This is a genomic window from Clostridium sartagoforme (assembly GCF_039521405.1).
Taxonomy (GTDB): Bacteria; Bacillota; Clostridia; order Clostridiales; family Clostridiaceae; genus Clostridium; species Clostridium sartagoforme.
On the sequence record NZ_BAAACH010000038.1, the window covers coordinates 322793 to 342137 of the forward strand.

20 protein-coding genes are annotated in these 19345 nt (G+C 28.5%); all 20 read left to right on the forward strand.

The window, feature by feature from the left end:
• Window positions 1–96: 96 nt before the first annotated feature.
• The 20 genes from ychF to ABDZ60_RS17220 all read left to right on the forward strand — a co-directional run bounded on the left by ychF (window position 97) and on the right by ABDZ60_RS17220 (window position 18803).
• Window positions 97–1194: a redox-regulated ATPase YchF gene (ychF, locus tag ABDZ60_RS17125; protein WP_016206811.1), complete on the forward strand. Its 1098-nt coding sequence runs from the start codon at window positions 97–99 to the stop codon at window positions 1192–1194.
• Between the two features lie 210 nt (window positions 1195–1404).
• A complete protein-coding gene (gene mraZ / locus ABDZ60_RS17130) occupies window positions 1405–1833 on the forward strand; it encodes a division/cell wall cluster transcriptional repressor MraZ (protein ID WP_016206812.1) in 429 nt (142 codons plus the stop codon).
• Window positions 1834–1844: 11 nt separating this feature from the next.
• The gene (gene rsmH, locus ABDZ60_RS17135; protein ID WP_016206813.1) at window positions 1845–2777 is read left to right on the forward strand and encodes a 16S rRNA (cytosine(1402)-N(4))-methyltransferase RsmH; all 933 of its coding nucleotides are present in this window, start codon (window positions 1845–1847) and stop codon (window positions 2775–2777) included.
• Window positions 2778–2813: 36 nt separating this feature from the next.
• Window positions 2814–3254 carry a cell division protein FtsL gene (locus tag ABDZ60_RS17140; protein ID WP_016206814.1) on the forward strand — a complete coding sequence of 147 codons (441 nt, stop codon included), beginning with the start codon at window positions 2814–2816 and terminating at the stop codon, window positions 3252–3254.
• 89 nt (window positions 3255–3343) lie between these two features.
• A complete protein-coding gene (locus ABDZ60_RS17145) occupies window positions 3344–5539 on the forward strand; it encodes a stage V sporulation protein D (RefSeq protein ID WP_016206815.1) in 2196 nt (731 codons plus the stop codon).
• Between the two features lie 101 nt (window positions 5540–5640).
• A complete protein-coding gene (locus tag ABDZ60_RS17150) occupies window positions 5641–7092 on the forward strand; it encodes a UDP-N-acetylmuramoyl-L-alanyl-D-glutamate--2,6-diaminopimelate ligase (protein ID WP_343779785.1) in 1452 nt (483 codons plus the stop codon).
• Between the two features lie 15 nt (window positions 7093–7107).
• Window positions 7108–8469, forward strand: a complete 1362-nt coding sequence (locus ABDZ60_RS17155; protein ID WP_343779787.1) for a UDP-N-acetylmuramoyl-tripeptide--D-alanyl-D-alanine ligase — start codon at window positions 7108–7110, stop codon at window positions 8467–8469.
• A gap of 38 nt (window positions 8470–8507) precedes the next feature.
• Entirely contained in the window at window positions 8508–9482 is a 975-nt protein-coding gene (mraY, locus tag ABDZ60_RS17160) for a phospho-N-acetylmuramoyl-pentapeptide-transferase (protein WP_016206818.1), read from the forward strand.
• A 22-nt stretch (window positions 9483–9504) separates the two neighbouring features.
• On the forward strand, window positions 9505–10623 hold the full coding sequence (gene spoVE, locus ABDZ60_RS17165) for a stage V sporulation protein E (RefSeq protein WP_016206819.1): 1119 nt from the start codon (window positions 9505–9507) through the stop codon (window positions 10621–10623).
• Window positions 10624–10811: 188 nt separating this feature from the next.
• On the forward strand, window positions 10812–11558 hold the full coding sequence (locus ABDZ60_RS17170) for a cell division protein FtsQ/DivIB (protein ID WP_343779790.1): 747 nt from the start codon (window positions 10812–10814) through the stop codon (window positions 11556–11558).
• A gap of 16 nt (window positions 11559–11574) precedes the next feature.
• Entirely contained in the window at window positions 11575–12294 is a 720-nt protein-coding gene (locus ABDZ60_RS17175) for a DUF881 domain-containing protein (RefSeq protein ID WP_343779792.1), read from the forward strand.
• A 15-nt stretch (window positions 12295–12309) separates the two neighbouring features.
• Window positions 12310–12660, forward strand: coding sequence for a small basic family protein (locus ABDZ60_RS17180; RefSeq protein WP_343779822.1), 351 nt, complete (start codon window positions 12310–12312; stop codon window positions 12658–12660).
• Window positions 12661–13395, forward strand: coding sequence for a DUF881 domain-containing protein (locus ABDZ60_RS17185; protein ID WP_047000422.1), 735 nt, complete (start codon window positions 12661–12663; stop codon window positions 13393–13395).
• A 97-nt stretch (window positions 13396–13492) separates the two neighbouring features.
• Window positions 13493–14170 (forward strand): YggS family pyridoxal phosphate-dependent enzyme, encoded by a 678-nt coding sequence (locus ABDZ60_RS17190; RefSeq protein WP_343779795.1) that lies wholly within the window; start codon window positions 13493–13495, stop codon window positions 14168–14170.
• Window positions 14163–14612, forward strand: a complete 450-nt coding sequence (locus ABDZ60_RS17195) for a cell division protein SepF (RefSeq protein ID WP_047000424.1) — start codon at window positions 14163–14165, stop codon at window positions 14610–14612. Before ABDZ60_RS17190 ends, ABDZ60_RS17195 begins: the two co-directional genes overlap by 8 nt.
• A 68-nt stretch (window positions 14613–14680) precedes the next feature.
• Window positions 14681–15451 (forward strand): YlmH family RNA-binding protein, encoded by a 771-nt coding sequence (locus ABDZ60_RS17200; RefSeq protein ID WP_343779797.1) that lies wholly within the window; start codon window positions 14681–14683, stop codon window positions 15449–15451.
• 17 nt (window positions 15452–15468) lie between these two features.
• Entirely contained in the window at window positions 15469–16059 is a 591-nt protein-coding gene (locus ABDZ60_RS17205) for a DivIVA domain-containing protein (RefSeq protein WP_016206827.1), read from the forward strand.
• Window positions 16060–16170: 111 nt separating this feature from the next.
• On the forward strand, window positions 16171–17082 hold the full coding sequence (locus ABDZ60_RS17210; RefSeq protein ID WP_016206828.1) for an RluA family pseudouridine synthase: 912 nt from the start codon (window positions 16171–16173) through the stop codon (window positions 17080–17082).
• A gap of 12 nt (window positions 17083–17094) precedes the next feature.
• The gene (pyrR, locus tag ABDZ60_RS17215; RefSeq protein WP_016206829.1) at window positions 17095–17634 is read left to right on the forward strand and encodes a bifunctional pyr operon transcriptional regulator/uracil phosphoribosyltransferase PyrR; all 540 of its coding nucleotides are present in this window, start codon (window positions 17095–17097) and stop codon (window positions 17632–17634) included.
• A gap of 11 nt (window positions 17635–17645) precedes the next feature.
• Window positions 17646–18803, forward strand: coding sequence for a THUMP domain-containing class I SAM-dependent RNA methyltransferase (locus ABDZ60_RS17220; RefSeq protein WP_343779803.1), 1158 nt, complete (start codon window positions 17646–17648; stop codon window positions 18801–18803).
• Window positions 18804–19345 lie beyond the last annotated feature (542 nt).

Genomic DNA, 19345 nt, shown 5'->3' on the forward strand with positions numbered 1-19345 from the left:
CCAAATCCTTATTATGGCTTATATATGTTGAAATAATTAATATTGTAGAGTATAATTTTAAAGATATGATTTAAGAGAAGAAAGGAATGTACATAGATGAATTTAGGAATAGTTGGTTTACCAAACGTAGGTAAAAGTACTTTATTTAATGCAATTACAAAAGCTGGAGCGGAGTCAGCAAACTATCCTTTTTGTACTATAGAGCCAAACGTTGGAGTAGTTAGTGTACCAGATAAAAGATTAGATGTTTTAGAAAAAATGTATAATACTAAGAAGAAAGTTTATACTGCAGTTGAGTTTTATGATATAGCAGGACTAGTAAAAGGTGCTTCTAAAGGTGAAGGATTAGGAAATAAGTTTTTATCTCATATAAGAGAAGTTTCTGCAATTGTTCATGTTGTAAGATGTTTTGATGATGGAAATGTTGTTCATGTTGAAGGTTCAGTTGATCCAATAAGAGATATAGAAACTATAAACTTAGAACTTATATTTGCTGATTTAGAAGTGCTAGAAAGAAGAATGGAAAGATCAATTAAGCAAGTTAGATCCGGAGATAAGAAAGCTAAGGAAGAGTATGCTTTAATGGAAAAAGTTAAAGTTCATTTAGAGCAAAACCTACCTATAAGAACCTTAGAAGTTACTGAAGAAGAAGAAGAATTAATAAAGGGATTATTTTTGATAACTTCCAAGCCAGTACTTTATGCATGTAACATATCAGAAGATGATATGATGGAAGGAAACACAAATAATGAATATGTACAAAAAGTAAAAGCACATGCTGAAAGTGAAAATTCAGAAGTTGTTGTTGTTTGTGCAAAGCTTGAAGAAGAGCTATCAGGTTTAGAAGATGATGAAAAGCAAGAAATGTTAAATGAATATGGCTTAACAGAATCAGGGCTAGATCAACTTATTCGTGGAAGTTATAAATTATTAGGGCTTATAAGTTATTTAACAGCAGGAGTTCAAGAAGTAAGAGCTTGGACTATTAAGGAAGGAACAAAAGCCCCTCAAGCAGCTGGTAAAATACATTCAGACATAGAAAGAGGATTTATTAGAGCTGAAATAGTTTCTTATGATGCTTTAGTAGAATGTGGTTCAGAAGCAGCGGCTAAGGAAAAAGGGCTTTATAGATTAGAAGGAAAAGAATATGTTATGAAAGACGGAGATGTAGTGAACTTTAGATTTAATGTTTAATTACATTAAAAAAAGACTGATATTAATCAGTCTTTTTTTATTTTCAAAATATTCTAGTAAAATTTCATATGATTTTATTAATTATGTAAAATAAATTATTAAAAAGTTAAATAATTCTTGAAGAAATCATTAAAATTCTATAGAATAGTAGTATAGAGTGGTTAAAAGTGGTTAAAAGTGGAGTGAATTTATAAGAAAGTAGGTATGAAGATGTTTATAGGAGAATATCAACATGCAATAGATGCTAAAAACAGAATGATAGTTCCTGTAAAGCTAAGAGAAGGTTTAGGTAATAACTTTGTAATTACTAAAGGCTTAGATGGCTGTCTTTATGCTTATCCAATGGATGAATGGAAAACCCTTGAAAATAAATTGAAATCTTTACCACTTACTAATAAAGATGCAAGAGCATTTGTTAGATTCTTTTTTTCGGGAGCTTGTGAAGTTGAAGTAGACAAACAAGGAAGAGGTTTAATTCCACAAAATTTAAAAGAATATGCATGTATAGAAAAGGAAATAGTAAGTATAGGAGTACTAACTAGAGTTGAAATTTGGAGTAAAGAAAAGTGGCAAGAATATAATGAGTCAGATATGGATTTTGATTCTATTGCTGAAAAAATGAGTGATTTAGGAATATAAGGAGTAGTATTATGGAATTTAAACATATATCTGTGCTTTTAAATGAATGCATAGAAGGATTAAATATTAAAGAAAATGGAATATATGTCGATGGGACACTAGGTGGTGGAGGGCATTCCCTAGAGATATTAAAAAAGCTTTCAAAAGAAGGAACTTTGATTGGTATAGATCAAGATAAAGATGCTCTTAAAGCAGCCAGTGAAAGGTTACAAAATTTTGAAAATGTAAAGTTCGTTCATAGTAATTTTTATAATATAGATTCTATTTTAAATTCTTTAGATATTGAAAAAATAGATGGAATGCTTATGGATTTAGGTGTGTCATCTTATCAATTAGATGAAGGTGATAGAGGATTTAGTTATATGCAAGAGGCACCTTTAGATATGAGAATGAATAGAGAAAATTCATTATCTGCATATGAGGTTGTAAACGAATATGAAGAAACTGAAATTTACAGAATAATAAGAGACTATGGTGAAGAAAAATTTGCAAAAAGAATTGCTAGGTTCATAGTAGAAAACAGACAAAACAAACCTATAGAAACTACTGTGGAATTAGTTGAAATAATTAAGGCGGCTATACCAGCTAAAGCAAGAAGAGAAGGGCCTCATCCTGCAAAAAGAACATTTCAAGCGATTAGAATAGAAGTTAATAGTGAACTATCTATATTAAATAAAGCAATAGAAGATGGAGTAAATAGATTAAATAAAGGTGGAAGGATGGCAATAATAACTTTCCATTCTTTGGAGGATAGAATAGTTAAACTTAAATTTAAAGAATTAGCAACATCATGTACATGTCCAAAAGATTTTCCGATTTGTGTATGCGGTGGAGTGGCTAAAGTTAAATTAATAAGTAGAAAAGCTATAGATCCTAGTAAAGAAGAAGTAGAAGAAAATCCAAGAAGTAGAAGTGCTAAATTGAGGATTATAGAGAAAATTTAAAAAAAGTTAAGTAAAATGTATGGGGGATGTAATAAAATGGTCGATAGAGAATATGATTATATAAGAGGTAATACAGCATTAAATCCAAAAAGAAAATATAATGATATAGACAGAAGAATAGAAAAAGAAAATCAAGAAAAAAAACAAAGAGAATTACAAAGAAAAGAAAGAGATGCAAAAAAGGCTATTGTTAAAAACATCCTTCAAGTATCTTGTGTTGTATTAATTTTAGGAGTTAGTACTATAGCAAGAGATGGTAAAGTTTATAAAATGCAGAATGATCTTTTAAAAGTGAAAAGTGAAATAAAGACTGTTACTGCTGAAGGAGAAGCATTAAGAGTAAAGTTATTAAAAGACAATGGAAGGTTTGTAGATATAAAGAATATTGCTAATAATGTTGGAATGAAAATGCCACAAAAGGATGATTCAGTGGAAATAGATTTAAGTAAAAACTTTTTTGCAAACTTAAATGAATAAACATAAGTAATAAAATAGTACACGTGCCAAGATAAAGAGTGTTAAGTTACACTCAACATGTTTTTAATTAATTACATGGAGGCATTGATGTGAATAGAAAGAATTATAGAGATAAAGCGCTAATGAAAAAAAGAATGTCATTAGCGCTTACCGCATTAACATGTTTATTTGCTCTTTTGATATTTAGATTATCTTACATAATGATAGTTAAAAGAGGTGAATATTCAGAAAGAGCTGAAGAACAGTGGACAAGTGAAGTTAAAATTGATGCAAGAAGAGGTAGAATACTAGATAGAAATGGAGTAGAACTAGCTGTATCTGCAAATGTTTATAGAGTAGACTTTGACTTGAATTCAATACGGTCACATTTAAGGAAGGAAAATTTAACTAATGATTCTATAGCGCCTAAAATAGCAGAAGCCTTAGAGATTGATGTTGAAAAAGTATTAAAAAAACTTAATACAAAGCTTCCAAGCGGTGCTGATGCTGGTGGTGCCAACTTAATTAGAAGAATAGAAAAAGAACCGGCTGATAAAGTGAAGGAATTAAACATACCTGGAGTAATAGTATCTCCAGATACCAAAAGGTATTATCCAAATGGAAACTTCTTAGCACATGTATTAGGAAGTACTAACATTGATGGACAAGGATTAACAGGAGTAGAATTACAATATAATTCTTATTTATCAGGAACACCGGGATTGCGTATATCAGAAATAGATAAGTATAATGATGAGCTTCCATACACTATTTCAAAATTTACTCCTCCAGTAGATGGGAAAGATGTTGTTTTAACTATAGATGCTAATTTGCAAGCTTTTGCGGAAAAGGTAGCGGAAAAAGGATATAAGGATAACCAAGCAAAGCAAGTTTCTATAATAATAATGAATCCTACTAATGGTGAAATTTTAGCAATGGTGAATAAACCTGATTTTAATCCTAATAATCCATATGAAGGTGTAGAAAATTATGAAGGATCAAATACTGCAGAAAAAGTTCAAAAAATGTGGAGAAATCATTTGATTAATGATACATTTGAACCAGGATCAATTTTTAAAGTTGTAACAATGATAGGAAATTTAGAAGAAGGGCTTGTTAAAGAGTCTGATACCTTTACTTGTAATGGAAGTTTAAAAGTTGGACCACATACAATAAAATGTTGGAAAACATCAGGACATGGAACTCAAATATTACCAGAGATACTTCAAAACTCATGTAATGTTGGGTTTATGGAAATTGGTAAAAGAATAGGAAAAGAAAAACTAAATGAATATATTAAGAAATTAGGGTTTGGTAAGGTGAGTGGAGTTGACCTGCCAGGAGAAGCAAAAGGAATAACAAAGAAAACTGAAGATATTACTGAAGCGGACCTTGCTACAATTTCATTTGGTCAAACTAATACAGTAAATGCAATTCAATATATGACTGCTTTTAATAGTATAGTAAATGGCGGGAAATTAATTCAACCTCATATAATGAAACAAATTACATCTAAAGATGATGAAGGCAATATAGTTGTAGATAAAAATTTTGAACCAACAATAACAGAAGTTTTAAGTGAAGAAAAAACAGCTATACTTAGAGATTATTTAGAAAGAACTGTTTCTTATGGGGGCTCAAGCAAAGCATATGTTGAAGGATATCATACTGCAGCTAAAACAGGAACCGCCCAAAAAGTTAATCCAAATGGTGGTGGATATGAGTCAGGGAAATACATTTCTTCTTTAGCGGGTTTTGCACCAGCTGATGATCCTAAAGTTTCAATATTTATTTCTATAGATGAACCTGGAACAGGTACTTATTATGCAGGACAAATAGTTGCCCCTCTTGCCAATATATTATTCACTGATATATTCAACTACATGAGTTCAGAAATATCAAAAGATGATATAGATAGTATAGTTAAAGATGTAGTTATTCCAGAAATAAGAGGTCTTGAAGTTAGTGAAGCTAAAAAAATATTAAAAGAATATAATTTAGAGTATAATATTGATGGAAATGGGTCTATAATAACAGATGTGAAACCTTATCCAGGCTATACTGTTAAAGAAAATTCTAAGATTAATATAGACACAGGAGACTCAGAGTCTTATAATAAAAATGTTATTATGCCTGATTTAAGGGGATACTCTTTAGATTCAGCAACTAAACTTTTAGAGGATCTAGGTGTAAGCTATACCTCAGAAGGTAAAGGAGCTATAATAAAACAAAGTATTCCAAAAGGGGAAATGATTAAAAAAGGAACTAATGTAAAACTTATATTAAGCGATGAATACGGAGATTAATTTAGAATATCCCTTTACATTAGCATGTGGGAAACTCACATGCTAAAATTTTATACAAAAGAGATAGGGAGTTCTTTTTAGAATAATAAGGAGATGGTGAAATGAAGTTATTAGATTTATTAAATGGAGTAAGTTATCAATTATTAAGTGGAGAATTAGAAAAGGAAATAAATAACATTCAATATGATAGTAGAAAAATAGAAGTAGATGACTTATTTGTATGTCTTACAGGCTTTGAAGTTGATGGACATAATTATGCTAATAAGGCAATAGAAGCAGGAGCAAAAGTAATAATTTGTGAAAAAAATATAGATATTAAAGAAAATGATGTAACAGTATTACTTGTTAAAGAAGGAAGAAAAGCTCTTGCTTTAATGGCGGCTAACTATTATGGACATCCAACTAGGAAATTAAAATTAATAGGTGTTACAGGAACAAATGGAAAAACTACTACGGTATATCTTTTAAAATCTATGCTAGAAAAGGCAGGTAAAAAAGTTGGTTTAGTTGGAACTATAGCTAATTATATAGGTGATACCAAAATTAAGTCTGAAAGAACCACTCCTGAATCATTAGAGCTTCAGAAATTATTTAAGGACATGGTAGAGGCAGATTGTGAATATTGCGTTATGGAGGTTTCATCACATTCACTATATTTAGATAGAGTATACGGATGTGAGTTCGAAATAGGAATATTTACAAATTTAACAAGAGACCATCTAGATTTTCATAAATCTTTTGATAATTATTATGATGCAAAATTTAAATTATTTCAAAGAAGTAAGTCTTGTGTAATAAATGTTGACGATGATTTCGGTTATAGAGTATTAAGAGATGTTGAAAAATTAGATAATAAAGAAATAAAGACGTATTCAATAAAAAATGAGAGTGATTTTAAAGCTTCAGATCTTATGTTAAAAGAAGGAGACATACATTTTAAGATAAATGGAGAAGAATTTAACTCTGTGCTGCCAGGAGAATACAATGTGTATAATGCGCTAGGTGCTGTGGGGGCAATGAGCATTTTAGGTATAGATAAAGAATTAATGAGAAAAGGCTTATTAGATGTTGTTGTACCTGGTAGATGTGAAAGAATAGGATACAAATATGATATACCATATGATATAATAATAGATTTTGCCCATACTCCTGATGGATTAAAAAATATTTTAGAAACATTAAAAGGATTTACTAAAAATAGATTAATAGCTGTTTATGGATGTGGCGGAGATAGAGATAAAGTTAAAAGAGCTGAGCTTGGAAGAATTGGGACTGAACTTGCTGATTTAGCAATAATAACATCAGATAATCCAAGAGAAGAAGATCCAATGGTAATTATAAAAGAAATAGTTGCAGGTATTAAAAAATCAAATTATTTAGCAATTGAAAATAGAGTTGAGGCAATTAAGCTTGCTTTAGGCATGGCAGAAGAAGGAGATGTGATTGTTTTAGCTGGAAAAGGACATGAAAATTATCAGATTGTTAATGAAGGTGTAATTCATTTTGATGAAAGAGAAATAGTAGATGATATTTTAGCAAATAAGAAGAAATAATTAGAGGTGGATAAATTGGAATTATCTTTAAAAGAGCTTTTAGAAGCTGTAAATGGCGAAGTAATATTTATGGGCAAAACTGAATTTAATAGTATTTGCATTGATACAAGAAAAATAGAAAAAAATAATGTATATTTAGCTATAAAGGGTGAAAATTTTAATGGAAATAAATTTGTTTTAGAAGCTTTTAAAAAAGGAGCCTCTGTAGCAATAATTGATGAAGTACTATTTGATTTAAATAATAGAGATAATTTAGAAACGGTAATAAAAGTTCAAGATACAGAAAAAGCTTTATTACAGCTTGCTCATTACTATAGGAAAAAGTTAGGTTTAAAAATAGTAGGTGTTACTGGGTCATGTGGAAAAACTTCTACAAAAGATTTAATTGCAGCATTTTTAAGTGAGAAATATAAGGTTTTTAAAACTAAAGGAAACTTTAATAATCAAATAGGATTACCTATTATGATTTTAGAACTTGATAGTTCAATAGATGTTGCAGTTTTAGAAATGGGAATGAGTAACCTAGGAGAGATAGATGTTCTTGCAAATTGTGCAAGACCTGATATAGCTGTTATTACTAACATAGGGTTATCTCATATAGAAAACTTAAAAACTCAAGAAAATATATTGAAGGCTAAAAGTGAGATATTCAATTATTTTGGTGAAGAAAACTCTCTTATAATAAATGGAGAAGATGAAAACTTGCTAAAAATACAAGACAAGTGTTTTGAAATCCTAAAAATTGGATATAATCATGAATATGATGTTTATGCATTTAATATTATACTAGAGGAGGACAAAACAACATTTACTGTTAAAGATAAAGAAGAAGAAATTATATTTACAATACCGATGGCTGGCAAACATAATGTATTAAATTCAATGCTTGCAATAGAAGTAGCTAAAAAATTAAATGTAACTTTTAATGAAATGAAAAGAGGGATAAAAAATTTAGAAGCTACATCAATGAGACTGCAAGTTATTAAAAAAAATAAGATAACAATTATAAATGATTGTTATAATGCTAGTCCAGACTCAATGAAATCTTCAATGGATGTACTTAGTACTTATAAAATAGGAAGGAAAATAGCTATACTTGGGACTATGAATGAACTAGGTGAAGAAGCTGCAAATTCTCATAAGGAAGTAGGAAAATATGCTTTAAATAAAGTAGATTTATTAATAGCAATAGGAAAATATAATGATTGTTTTAAAGAAGGATTTGCAGGAGAAAACTTAATTACTTTTACTACAAAAGAAGAGTGTATAAATAATTTAAGCACTATAATTAAAGAAAATGATGTAGTTTTAGTAAAGGCTTCAAGAGGTATGAAGTTTGAAGATATAGTTAGTTCATTGGAAGAAGTCTCAATATAACGAAGGAGGTGAACTGTCCTTTTTAGAGGGCAGGAACAATGGGGGATAAATTAATAGACATATTTACATCAAATTTAACTTTGGGATTAGTATTAGCTTTTATAATATCGTTAGTACTAGGACCTATAACAATACCAATGCTTAGAAGATTAAAGTTTGGTCAAAATATAAGAAAAGAAGGGCCTCAAAGCCATCTGAAAAAAGCTGGAACTCCAACTATAGGAGGAGTTATATTTATAATCTCAACAGCTATAGTAATGGTGGTAATGAGATTTAATCCAACAGATGAAGCTATGATTGCACTTTATTCATTACTTGCTTTTGGATTTATAGGATTTTTAGATGATATTCTAAAGATTGTGAAAAAGGAAAATGAAGGATTAAAGGCATGGCAAAAGATGTTATTATTGGTTATATTTTCAACTGCTATTGCAGTATATGGATATGTTAACTTAGGAACAAGTTTAAGAATACCATTTATAGATACAAAAATTCCACTTGGTATACTTTATATTCCTTTTGTAATAGTTTATTATGCAGGTGCAACTAACGCAGTTAATTTAACAGATGGGTTAGATGGCTTAGCATCTACTGTAAGTGTTTTAGTATTAACATTTTTTGCAGTTGTAGCATTTATAATGAAACATGAATCATTAGCAGTATTTTCAATTGTATTAGCAGGTGGGTTATTAGGATTCTTAAAATTCAATGCATATCCTGCCAAAGTATTTATGGGTGATACAGGATCACTAGCAATTGGAGGTGCTGTAGCTACTATTGCATTAGTCTTAGAGCTGCCATTAGTATTATTTATTGTTGGTGGAATATATGTTTTTGAAACAATATCAGTAATACTACAAGTTTCCTCTTATAAATTAAGGGGAAAAAGATTGTTTAAGATGGCACCAATTCATCATCATTTTGAGCAAGAAGGATGGAGTGAAACAAAAATTGTTACAGTTTTTGCTATAGTGACTGTGATATTAAGCTTTATAGGATTTATAGCCCTTTAATTACTGAATTGGAGGAGTTTTTATGAGAGAAAAAAAAGCCCATGGAAAAGTGGGTGAAATTGACTATGGTATATTCTATTCCGTTATATTTTTATTAGCAATAGGGGTAATTATGATATATTCAGCAAGTTCATACTATGCGATGTTCAAAGAAGGCGATAGTATGGTGTACTTAAAAAAACAATTAATTTGGGCAATTACTGGATTGATAGCTATGGGTTTTATGGTTAGTTTTGATTATCATAAGCTAAAAAGAATTACTCCACATCTTTTAATAATAACAGTACCATTGTTAATAGCAGTATTTTTCTTTCCAGCAGTAAATGGTGCGAAAAGATGGATTCAACTTGGACCATTATCATTTCAACCATCAGAGCTTACGAAATATGTTATAGTCTTATTTTTAGCTATGAGCTTAGATTTAAAAGGAGATGGAGTTAAAAAGTTTTGGTCTGGTATAGTACCATATCTTGGAGTATCAGGATTCTTTGCAGCAATGATATTGGCTGAAAAAAACTTAAGTATAGCTGCAATAATTATGATTGTTACTTTTATAATGCTTTTTGTGGCAGGTGGAAGAATTCAAGATTTATTTGGAAAAGTTGCTCCAGTATTGTTAGTTGCAGTTATGTTATTTATCTTTGGAGAAGATTATAGAAGAGCAAGAATGCTTAATTTCTTAAATCCATGGAAAGATCCAGCAGGAGATGGATATCAATTAATTCAATCTTTTTACGCGCTAGGTGCTGGAGGAGTGACAGGATTAGGTCTTGGCCAATCAAGACAAAAAACTTTGTATATGCCAGAACCTCATAATGATTTTATATTTTCTATTATAGGTGAAGAACTTGGATTAATTGGCTGTTTATTTATAATTGTATTATTTATATTTTTTGTATGGAGAGGTATAAAGGTTGCAATGAAAGCTAAGGATACTTATGGAACATTATTAGCTATAGGAATAACATCAATAATTGCAGTTCAAGCAATTATTAATATTGCAGTTGTAACAGGTTCTATGCCTGTAACAGGAGTTCCAATGCCGTTTATAAGTTACGGAGGTACATCTCTTGTGATTAATATGATGGCAATAGGGATACTTTTAAACATATCAAGACAAGTTCAAGGAAAAGAGATATAAATTGTTATTGTGAAGAGTGAGTTTTAATGTTAATTCTCACTCTTTTTTATGTGAGAAAAGTATTAAATTATTATAAAATTATTAAATTATTATAAAAAGTTTAAATTTAGTAAAAATAATAATGAAAAAATACCCAGAAAGTGATATTATTATAGTAAGTGATTATATTATGTAAAAGTAGGGGAATTATGAATAATACAAATCAATTTATAAGAAAAAAAAAGAAGAAGAAAGTAATAAAAAGATTAATTTTAGCTTTGTTTGTTTTTACAATAGGAATTATAATATTTATATATAAATCACCTTTATTCAATTTGAAAAAAATTAATTTAACAGGCTTAGTGACTTTAACAAATGAAAGTTTACAAGAAAAACTAAAATATAATATAGGGCAAAATATATTCACTATAGATTATAATGAGATTGAAAAAGAACTAAAAGAAAATCCTTATGTAAAAGAAATAAAAATAACTAAAAAAGGTATAAATAGTTTGAATATAAATATAAAGGAAAATAAAATAGCTTATTATTTTGAAAGTGAAGGAAATTTAAAGGCAATTAATAATGAAGGAATAATTGTGGAAGAGTTAGATAGTTTAGAAGGCAGAAATTTAATTATGCTTACAGGAGCTGATTTAACGGAAAAGACTGTAGGAGATAAGGTAACTGATAATCCTAATTTGAAAAATGTATTAGAGAAGTTTTATCAAATAATAGAGTTAATGCCACAAGAATATGTTTTTTCTAAAATAGATATTAAAGATATAAATAATATAGTATGTTATATAGGAAATGTAGAAATAATAATTGGAGATATTACTAACTTAGCACATAAAATGAATTTGGCTCTTAATGCAATTGAACAAGGAGTTATTTCAAAGGGGTATATTGATATGAGTTTTAATGGTCCACCAGTTATAAAGCAAATTGATTAGTAAAGGGGGAAGCTATATGAAGAAGATTACATCACAAATATTTGTTGCAGTTGTTTGTGCATTTTTAGGATTTTTGCTTGCGCATCAATTTAAATTACTTAATGAAAAAAATAAAGAAAATAAAATAGTTCAAAATTTAGATATAATTGCAGAAATAGAAGCATTAAAAAAAGAAAAAGAAGAGTTCTTAGAGTCTAATAATATATTATCCGAAAAACTGAAGCAACTAGAAGAAACCGTTGCAAAAGATGGTGCTGTTGAAGGAGAAATAAAAAAGCAGCTTGATAATACTAGAATGAATTTAGGGTTAGTGGATGTTAAGGGTCCAGGAGTAGTTATAACTATAACTCCTAAAACTAATATTTTTGGCTCTAATAATTCAACTACAACTAGAATTATTAGTGAAGAAGAAATAGCTTATATAGTTAATTCTTTAAAATTTGCAAAAGCAGAAGCAATATCTGTAAATGATTATAGAATTACTCCACAAAGTGGTATAAGGAATTCAGGAAATTGGATTTGGATAGGATCAGCTGGAAGAATAGATCCTAATGATAAGATAGTAATAAAAGCTATAGGCGATAAGCAAGCGTTAAAAAATGCAGTAACTTTTGTTGGAGTATTAGAGTATCAAGCATTACAAAATTATAATAGCGAAGTAAAAGAAAGTGACGAGATTATAATAAATAAAACCACTCAGTCTTTAACAAGTGAATTTGTTAAACCTATAAATTAAAGGAGGGAGATTTTGATGATAGCATTTATTGGATTATTAATAGGTGTACTTTTAGGATTATTATTAGATGTAAATATACCAGAGACCTTATCTCCCTATATGTCTGTTGCAATTTTAGCATGTTTAGATTCTGTTTTTGGTGCGGTTAGAGCATCTTTATCAAAAAACTTTAAATCAGATATATTTATTTCAGGTTTCTTTGGTAATGCATTGTTAGCGGCGGGTCTTGCATACTTAGGAGATAAGCTTGGAATTCCAATGTATATAGCAGCAGTTATTGTTTTTGGAGGTAGAATATTTGATAACTTTGCAGTTATAAGAAGATTATTAATTGAAAAGTTAAAATCTCGTGAACGAGGTGAATAAATGAAAAATATAAAATCAACATTTTTTATTTTATCGGCATCAGTTGTAACAGGATTGCTTATAATAATTGGAATTAATGCAAATAATACTAAGATTAATGTATCTTTAAATGCAGTTGAATATAAAAATGCAGTAGAAGAAAGAAGTAAATTGTACAAAGAAATAGAAAAAATAAAAAATGAAAATATAGATTATAGATACAAAATAAGTAAATATGAAGGTAATGATCCTGAGAAGAGTAAGAAGCTAGTTGAAGATATGAAAAATCAGTTAATTGATTATGGAGCTTTAGGTGGAATCACATCTGTTAAAGGGCCGGGATTAGTAATAAAGATATTAGATGGAGATATAAATTATAACTTAGAATCTTATTATGAGATATGGAGAAAGATATTCCATGATTCTGACGCAGCAATGGTTTTAAATGAGTTAAAAAATGCAGGCGCAGAAGCTATAGCCATAAATGATCATAGAATACTACCTAATACTGGAGTAATATGTTATTCGGCGGCTATAGCATTTGAAGATCAATCAAATGTTTCATCTCCATTTTATATTTATGCTATAGGCAATCCCGAGGAAATGAAAGCATCTTTATTAGCAGAAAATAGTTTTATACAAAAATTGCTTTTAAGAAAATTAAAAATAGAGGTGTCAGAAAAAGATGAAATAGTGATTTCTGCAACAAAACAAAATACAGATGTGAAATATATGGAAGTATATCAGAAAAAATAAAATTTTATTAAAAAATATTTTAAAATTGAAGGAATTTAAGTTTTTTTGAAGAATATTTACAGTGTATATGTTAATAACTTCTTTAGGAGGAAAAGACTTGGTTATAGAAGAAAATATAAATAAAATAAAAGAAAATTTATCAAAAGATGTCACATTAGTAGCAGTTTCAAAGACTAAGCCTATAGAAGATATAGAACTTGCATATAAGGCTGGACAAAAAGATTTTGGCGAAAATAAAGTACAAGAGCTTATTGAAAAAGAAGAAATTCTTGAAAAAGATATAAGGTGGCATTTTATAGGTAGTTTGCAAACTAATAAAGTTAAGTATTTAGTAGGTAAAGTCTATTTAATACATTCATTATCTAGTATTAAACTATTAAAAAAGATAGAAAGTGAATTTTCAAAAGAAGGTTTTATAGCTAATCTTTTAATACAAATAAATATAGGCAAAGAGGAAAATAAAAGTGGAATTTTTGAGGAAGAGTTAGATGGTTTAATAAATGAAATTGAATTATGTAATAATTGTAAAGTTAAAGGATTAATGGCCATAATTCCAAAAGGAAATGATACTGAAAATAGATATTATTTTAAAAAAATGAAAGATATATATGATACTTTAAGTAAAAGGTCATATAAAAATATTTCGATGGAAATCTTATCTATGGGGATGACTAATGATTATAAAATAGCTATTGAAGAAGGCTCTAATTTAATAAGAATTGGTGAAGGAATATTTGGTAAAAGAAATATATTAGGAGGATTAACGAATGGGTAACATGTTTGGAAAATTTAAAGAAATAATTGGACTTGGTGAATATGAGGATGATTTAGAGGATTTAGAAGATACAGAACTTGAAGAAGAAATACAAGAAGAAATTGAACCAATTATATCAAAACAAAAAGGAAATAAAGTAGTAAATATTCATACTGCATCTACAGCAAAGGTAATGGTAACAAAACCAAATAGCTATGATGATGCAAGAGAAATTGCTGATGCTATAAAAGCAAGAAAAATAGTGTTAGTTAATGCAACTACTTTAGAAACAAAGGTAGCACAAAGATTAGTAGACTTTATAAGTGGATCTTGTTATGTTTTAGGTGCTACATTACAAGAAATAGAGCAAAGAGTTTACTTATTATCACCTTCTAATGTGGAAGTTACAAATGAATTAAAAAATGAACTTAGCTCAAAGGCATTATTTAATTGGAATAAATAATTAATCAAACATAATGTTTATTAATAGTTTATAATTAATATTTTAATTAACAATAGGATGTAGATTTAATGTTAAAAAAAGAAACTGTAATAAAAAGCTTTAGTGAAGAAGATATAAACGAAGCTTTAAAAATATATGAAAAATATAAATTAGCTTATGAAAAAGATATACCTATATTTACAAATAACTTTCATTCACCAAATATATGGAGTTTTTTTGAGGGAAACTGTAATAATAGCAATTTTGTAGTTGAAACAAATGGACTTTTTGAAGAATCCGAAAGAAGAATAATTGCTTTTAATAATTATTATAAAACCAATTATCCTATTAAAATTTTAAGAATAAGTAATAAATCTAATTTTTCAAATTTGAAACATAAAGATTATTTAGGATCAATATTGTCATTGGGAATTGAGCGTGATAAATTAGGAGACATAATAGTTAAAGAAGATAAAGCATATATTCCTGTCTTAGAAGATATAAGTGATTTTATATTGAATAATTTATCACATATTGGAAAGTCTCCAATTGAGATAAAAGTGATAGAAGATAATAATGAATTGCCCTCTGCTCAGTTTGAAGAAATATTTATAAATGTATCTTCATTAAGAGCAGACAGTATTGTAGCAAAAATTTCGAATGTATCAAGATCAAAAGCAATTGAAATTATAGAAAGTGGCAAAGTGTTAATAGATTATGTCAAAGCTAGAGATAAAAGTCAAGAAATTTCAAAAGATACTAGAGTTACAATCAGAGGAATTGGAAAGTTTATAATTGGCGAAATAATTGGCGAAACTAGAAGTGGGAAGCAGAGAATTGTAGTAAAAAAATATATATAATGTGTAGAGGTGATTTTATGAAACTTACTCCAATGGATATAAGTAATAAAGAATTCAAAAAGGGGTTTAGAGGCTACAGTAGTGATGAAGTTGATGAATTTATCAATGAAATTATAGAAAATTATGAAGAACTTTATAAAGAGAACTCAAGATTAAAAGAAAATTTATCAAGAGTTAATGAAAAATTAGAGCATTATTCAAAAATAGAAAATACAATTCAAAACACACTGTTATTAGCGCAAAATGCAGCTGAACAAGCAAGAGAGTCATCACAAAAAGAGGCAGAAATAATTTTGAAAAATGCAAATGATTCTGCTAAGAAAATTTTAGACAAGGCTCATAATGATGTAGTTTCTATAAATGATGAATATGAAAAGGTAAAGCAAGAGTTCATAAAGTTTAGAGCTAAATTTAGAAACTTTATGAATGCACAAACAGAAACTTTTGATGAATTAGAGAAGGACTTAACTAAGAATTATAATATATCAGAACCATTAGAAGAAGCAGCAATTGATGTTATTGAATTATCCAGTAAGAACATAGAAGAAATAGAAGAAGTTTATACTGAAGATATGGACGAAATAAAAAGCTTCTTTGCAAAGAACTAATACATAAAATCCGTTTAATACGGATTTTTTATTTTCTTTTTACTATTGAGTGTAAAGTTCTTATGTATTATAATGTGTAAAGAATTATAAGGAAAATGGAGAACAATATTAATGGACGAATTAGTATTTAAAATAAAAGAAGAAGACATTGGAGTTAGAATAGATAAATATTTAGTTAATGTTATAGATGGAAAATCTAGATCTTTTATACAAGGATTAATAGATTCTAATGCAATTATAGTGAATAATAAAGAAGTCAAGAGTAATTATAAACTAAGAAATGGTGATGTAATAATAGTAAGTACACCAGCTCCAATGGATCTTGATGTAGAAGCAGAAGATATAGAACTTAACATAGTTTATGAGGATGAAGATGTAATAGTACTAAATAAACCACAAGGAATGGTTGTACATCCTGCCCCAGGTAATTATAGTGGAACATTAGTAAATGCACTGCTGTTTCATTGTAAAGATTTATCAGGAATAAATGGTATTATAAGACCTGGAATAGTCCATAGAATAGATAAAGATACATCTGGAATATTAGTAATAGCTAAAAATGATGAAGCTCATAATAGTTTAGCGCAGCAATTCAAAGAACATACTATAAAGAGAGAGTATTATGCATTAGTTGAGGGTAGATTTAGTAAATCTGATGGAATCGTGGATAAACCTATAGGAAGGAATAAAAAAGATAGATTAAAGATGGCTATAGTTGAAGATGGAAAAAGAGCCGTAACCCATTATGAAGTCTTAGAGCAATATAATAATGGAACAGCCTTAGTAAAATGCAGGCTAGAAACAGGAAGAACACATCAAATTAGAGTTCACATGTCTTCAATTGGGCATCCTTTAGTTGGGGACCCTATTTATGGTAATAAAAAGCAAAAGTTTAAATTACAAGGTCAAGTATTACATGCAAAAACTTTAGGATTTATTCATCCAAGAACTAAGGAATATATGGAATTTGATTCAGATTTACCTAAATATTATTTAGAATTATTAGAAAATATAAGAAAATAGAGGTGGATTTAAATGAACTTAAAGGCAAATTTATTAGATGATAAAGCAATAAAAAGAACTTTAATAAGAATTTCACATGAAATAATTGAAAAAAATAAAGGTATTGAAAACATAGTTTTAATTGGTATTAAAAGAAGAGGATATCCTTTAGCACAAAGAATTGCAAGAAATATAGAAAATATAGAAGGAATAAAAGTTCCTGTAGGCTATGTTGATATATCATTATATAGAGATGACATAACTGAAATAAAAGATATGCCTAGAGTTAATAATATGGATTTAGGTGTAAATGTTATAGGTAAAAAGGTCATATTAGTAGATGATGTATTATATACTTGTAGAACAGTAAGGGCGGCAATTGATGCTATAATTGATTCAGGAAGGCCAGAACAAATACAATTAGCTGTATTGATAGATAGAGGACATAAAGAATTACCAATAAGGGCTGATTATGTAGGTAAGAATATCCCAACTTCAAAAAGTGAAATAATAGCGGTAGAAATAGAAGAAATTGATGGTAATGATTCAGTAAAAATTTACGAAGAAAAATAGAGGAGAATAATATGGAATATGATTTAATTGCAACAACAACCTTTGGTCTTGAAGGTATTACTGCAAAAGAATTAAAAGCTTTAGGCTATGAAGACTTAAGAACAGAAAATGGCAAGGTACATTTTACAGGAGATGAAATGGATATTGCAATAGCTAACATTCATTTAAGAACAGCAGATAGAATATTAATAAAGATGGCAGAATTTGAAGCAAGAAGTTTTGAAGAATTATTTCAAGGTACAAAGAATGTAAAATGGAGTGATATAATCCCTATAGATGGTATTATGCATGTTAATGGTAAATCCGTAAAATCAACATTACATAGTGTACCAGATTGTCAATCTATTGTAAAAAAAGCTATAGTAGACAGTATGAGTAATTCTTATGGAATAAGCCAATTTGAAGAAAATGGACCATTATATAAAATTGAAGTATCAATACTAAAAGATGTTGTAACATTAACAATAGACACCTCAGGACCAGGTTTACATAAAAGAGGATATAGAGAAGAAGCAGGAGCAGCACCCCTTAAAGAAACCTTAGCAGCTGCCATGGTACTTATTTCTAGATGGAAAGAAGATTTTATTTTAGTTGATCCTTTTTGCGGATCAGGGACAATACTTATAGAAGCTGCTATGATTATGCAAAATATAGCACCAGGAATGTGTAGAAGTTTTACATGTGAAACTTGGCCAACAATGGATTCTGATGTTTTCGAACAAGTAAGAGAAGGTGCGGAAAGAGCAATTAAAAATAAAGATATAAAGCTTATAGGATATGATATAGATGTAAGAATACTTAAAGTAGCAAGAAGTAATGCAGAAAAAGCAGGTGTTTCAAAATATATTGAATTCCAAAGAAGAGATTTTAATGATTTTTCAAATAGTAACAGATATGGAGTTATAATTTCTAATCCTCCATATGGAGAACGATTGGGAGAAAAGAAGGAAGTAGAACAATTATATAAAATCTTTGGAAGCTTTAAAAAGAAATTTTTCAACTGGGATTATAATGTTCTTACATCTTATGAAGGATTTGAAGGTCCATTTGGAAGAAAATCAACTAAAAACAGAAAGCTATATAGTGGTAAATTAAAATGCTATTACTATCAATACTTTGATAATGAGCTTATTAAAAATGATGGAGATATGCTTATAAACCATATATAGCGACGATTGAAAATGGGTAGCGTATAGTTGATAATTAATGAAAGGATATGATTTATAGCTAAATCTATAAATCATATCCTTTTTTTAATAACTAAAGATATTATAAATGATATTATCTTGTAACATAAAAATATCTAACTTGTATTTATATACGATTAAGTTAAATTTAAGAATTTTGTTAAGGAATTGTAAGGTAAATAAATTATAATTAAATATAGAATTTCAAAATCGAAGATACCGTAAGATTTAAAAATTTATAGTTCATAGTAATATAGCGCATAGTTATACTATGGTAAGGGAATTTAAAATTAGAAAGCCAATATTTATTTAAGCTAGAATTTATTTGAATGAATACTGAAATTATAATCCATAAATTATGTAGGATACTAATATAAGGTTTTGAAAAATTGTATTACAAATCGATTTAAGTTTTGAGGTGAAATTAGTGTATAAAGATGCTATTAACTTAGTTCCTGTAAATGTCAACCTCAAAATGTTGAAAAGTTCCAACATGAAAATGCATAATTATTTGATAGTTATTT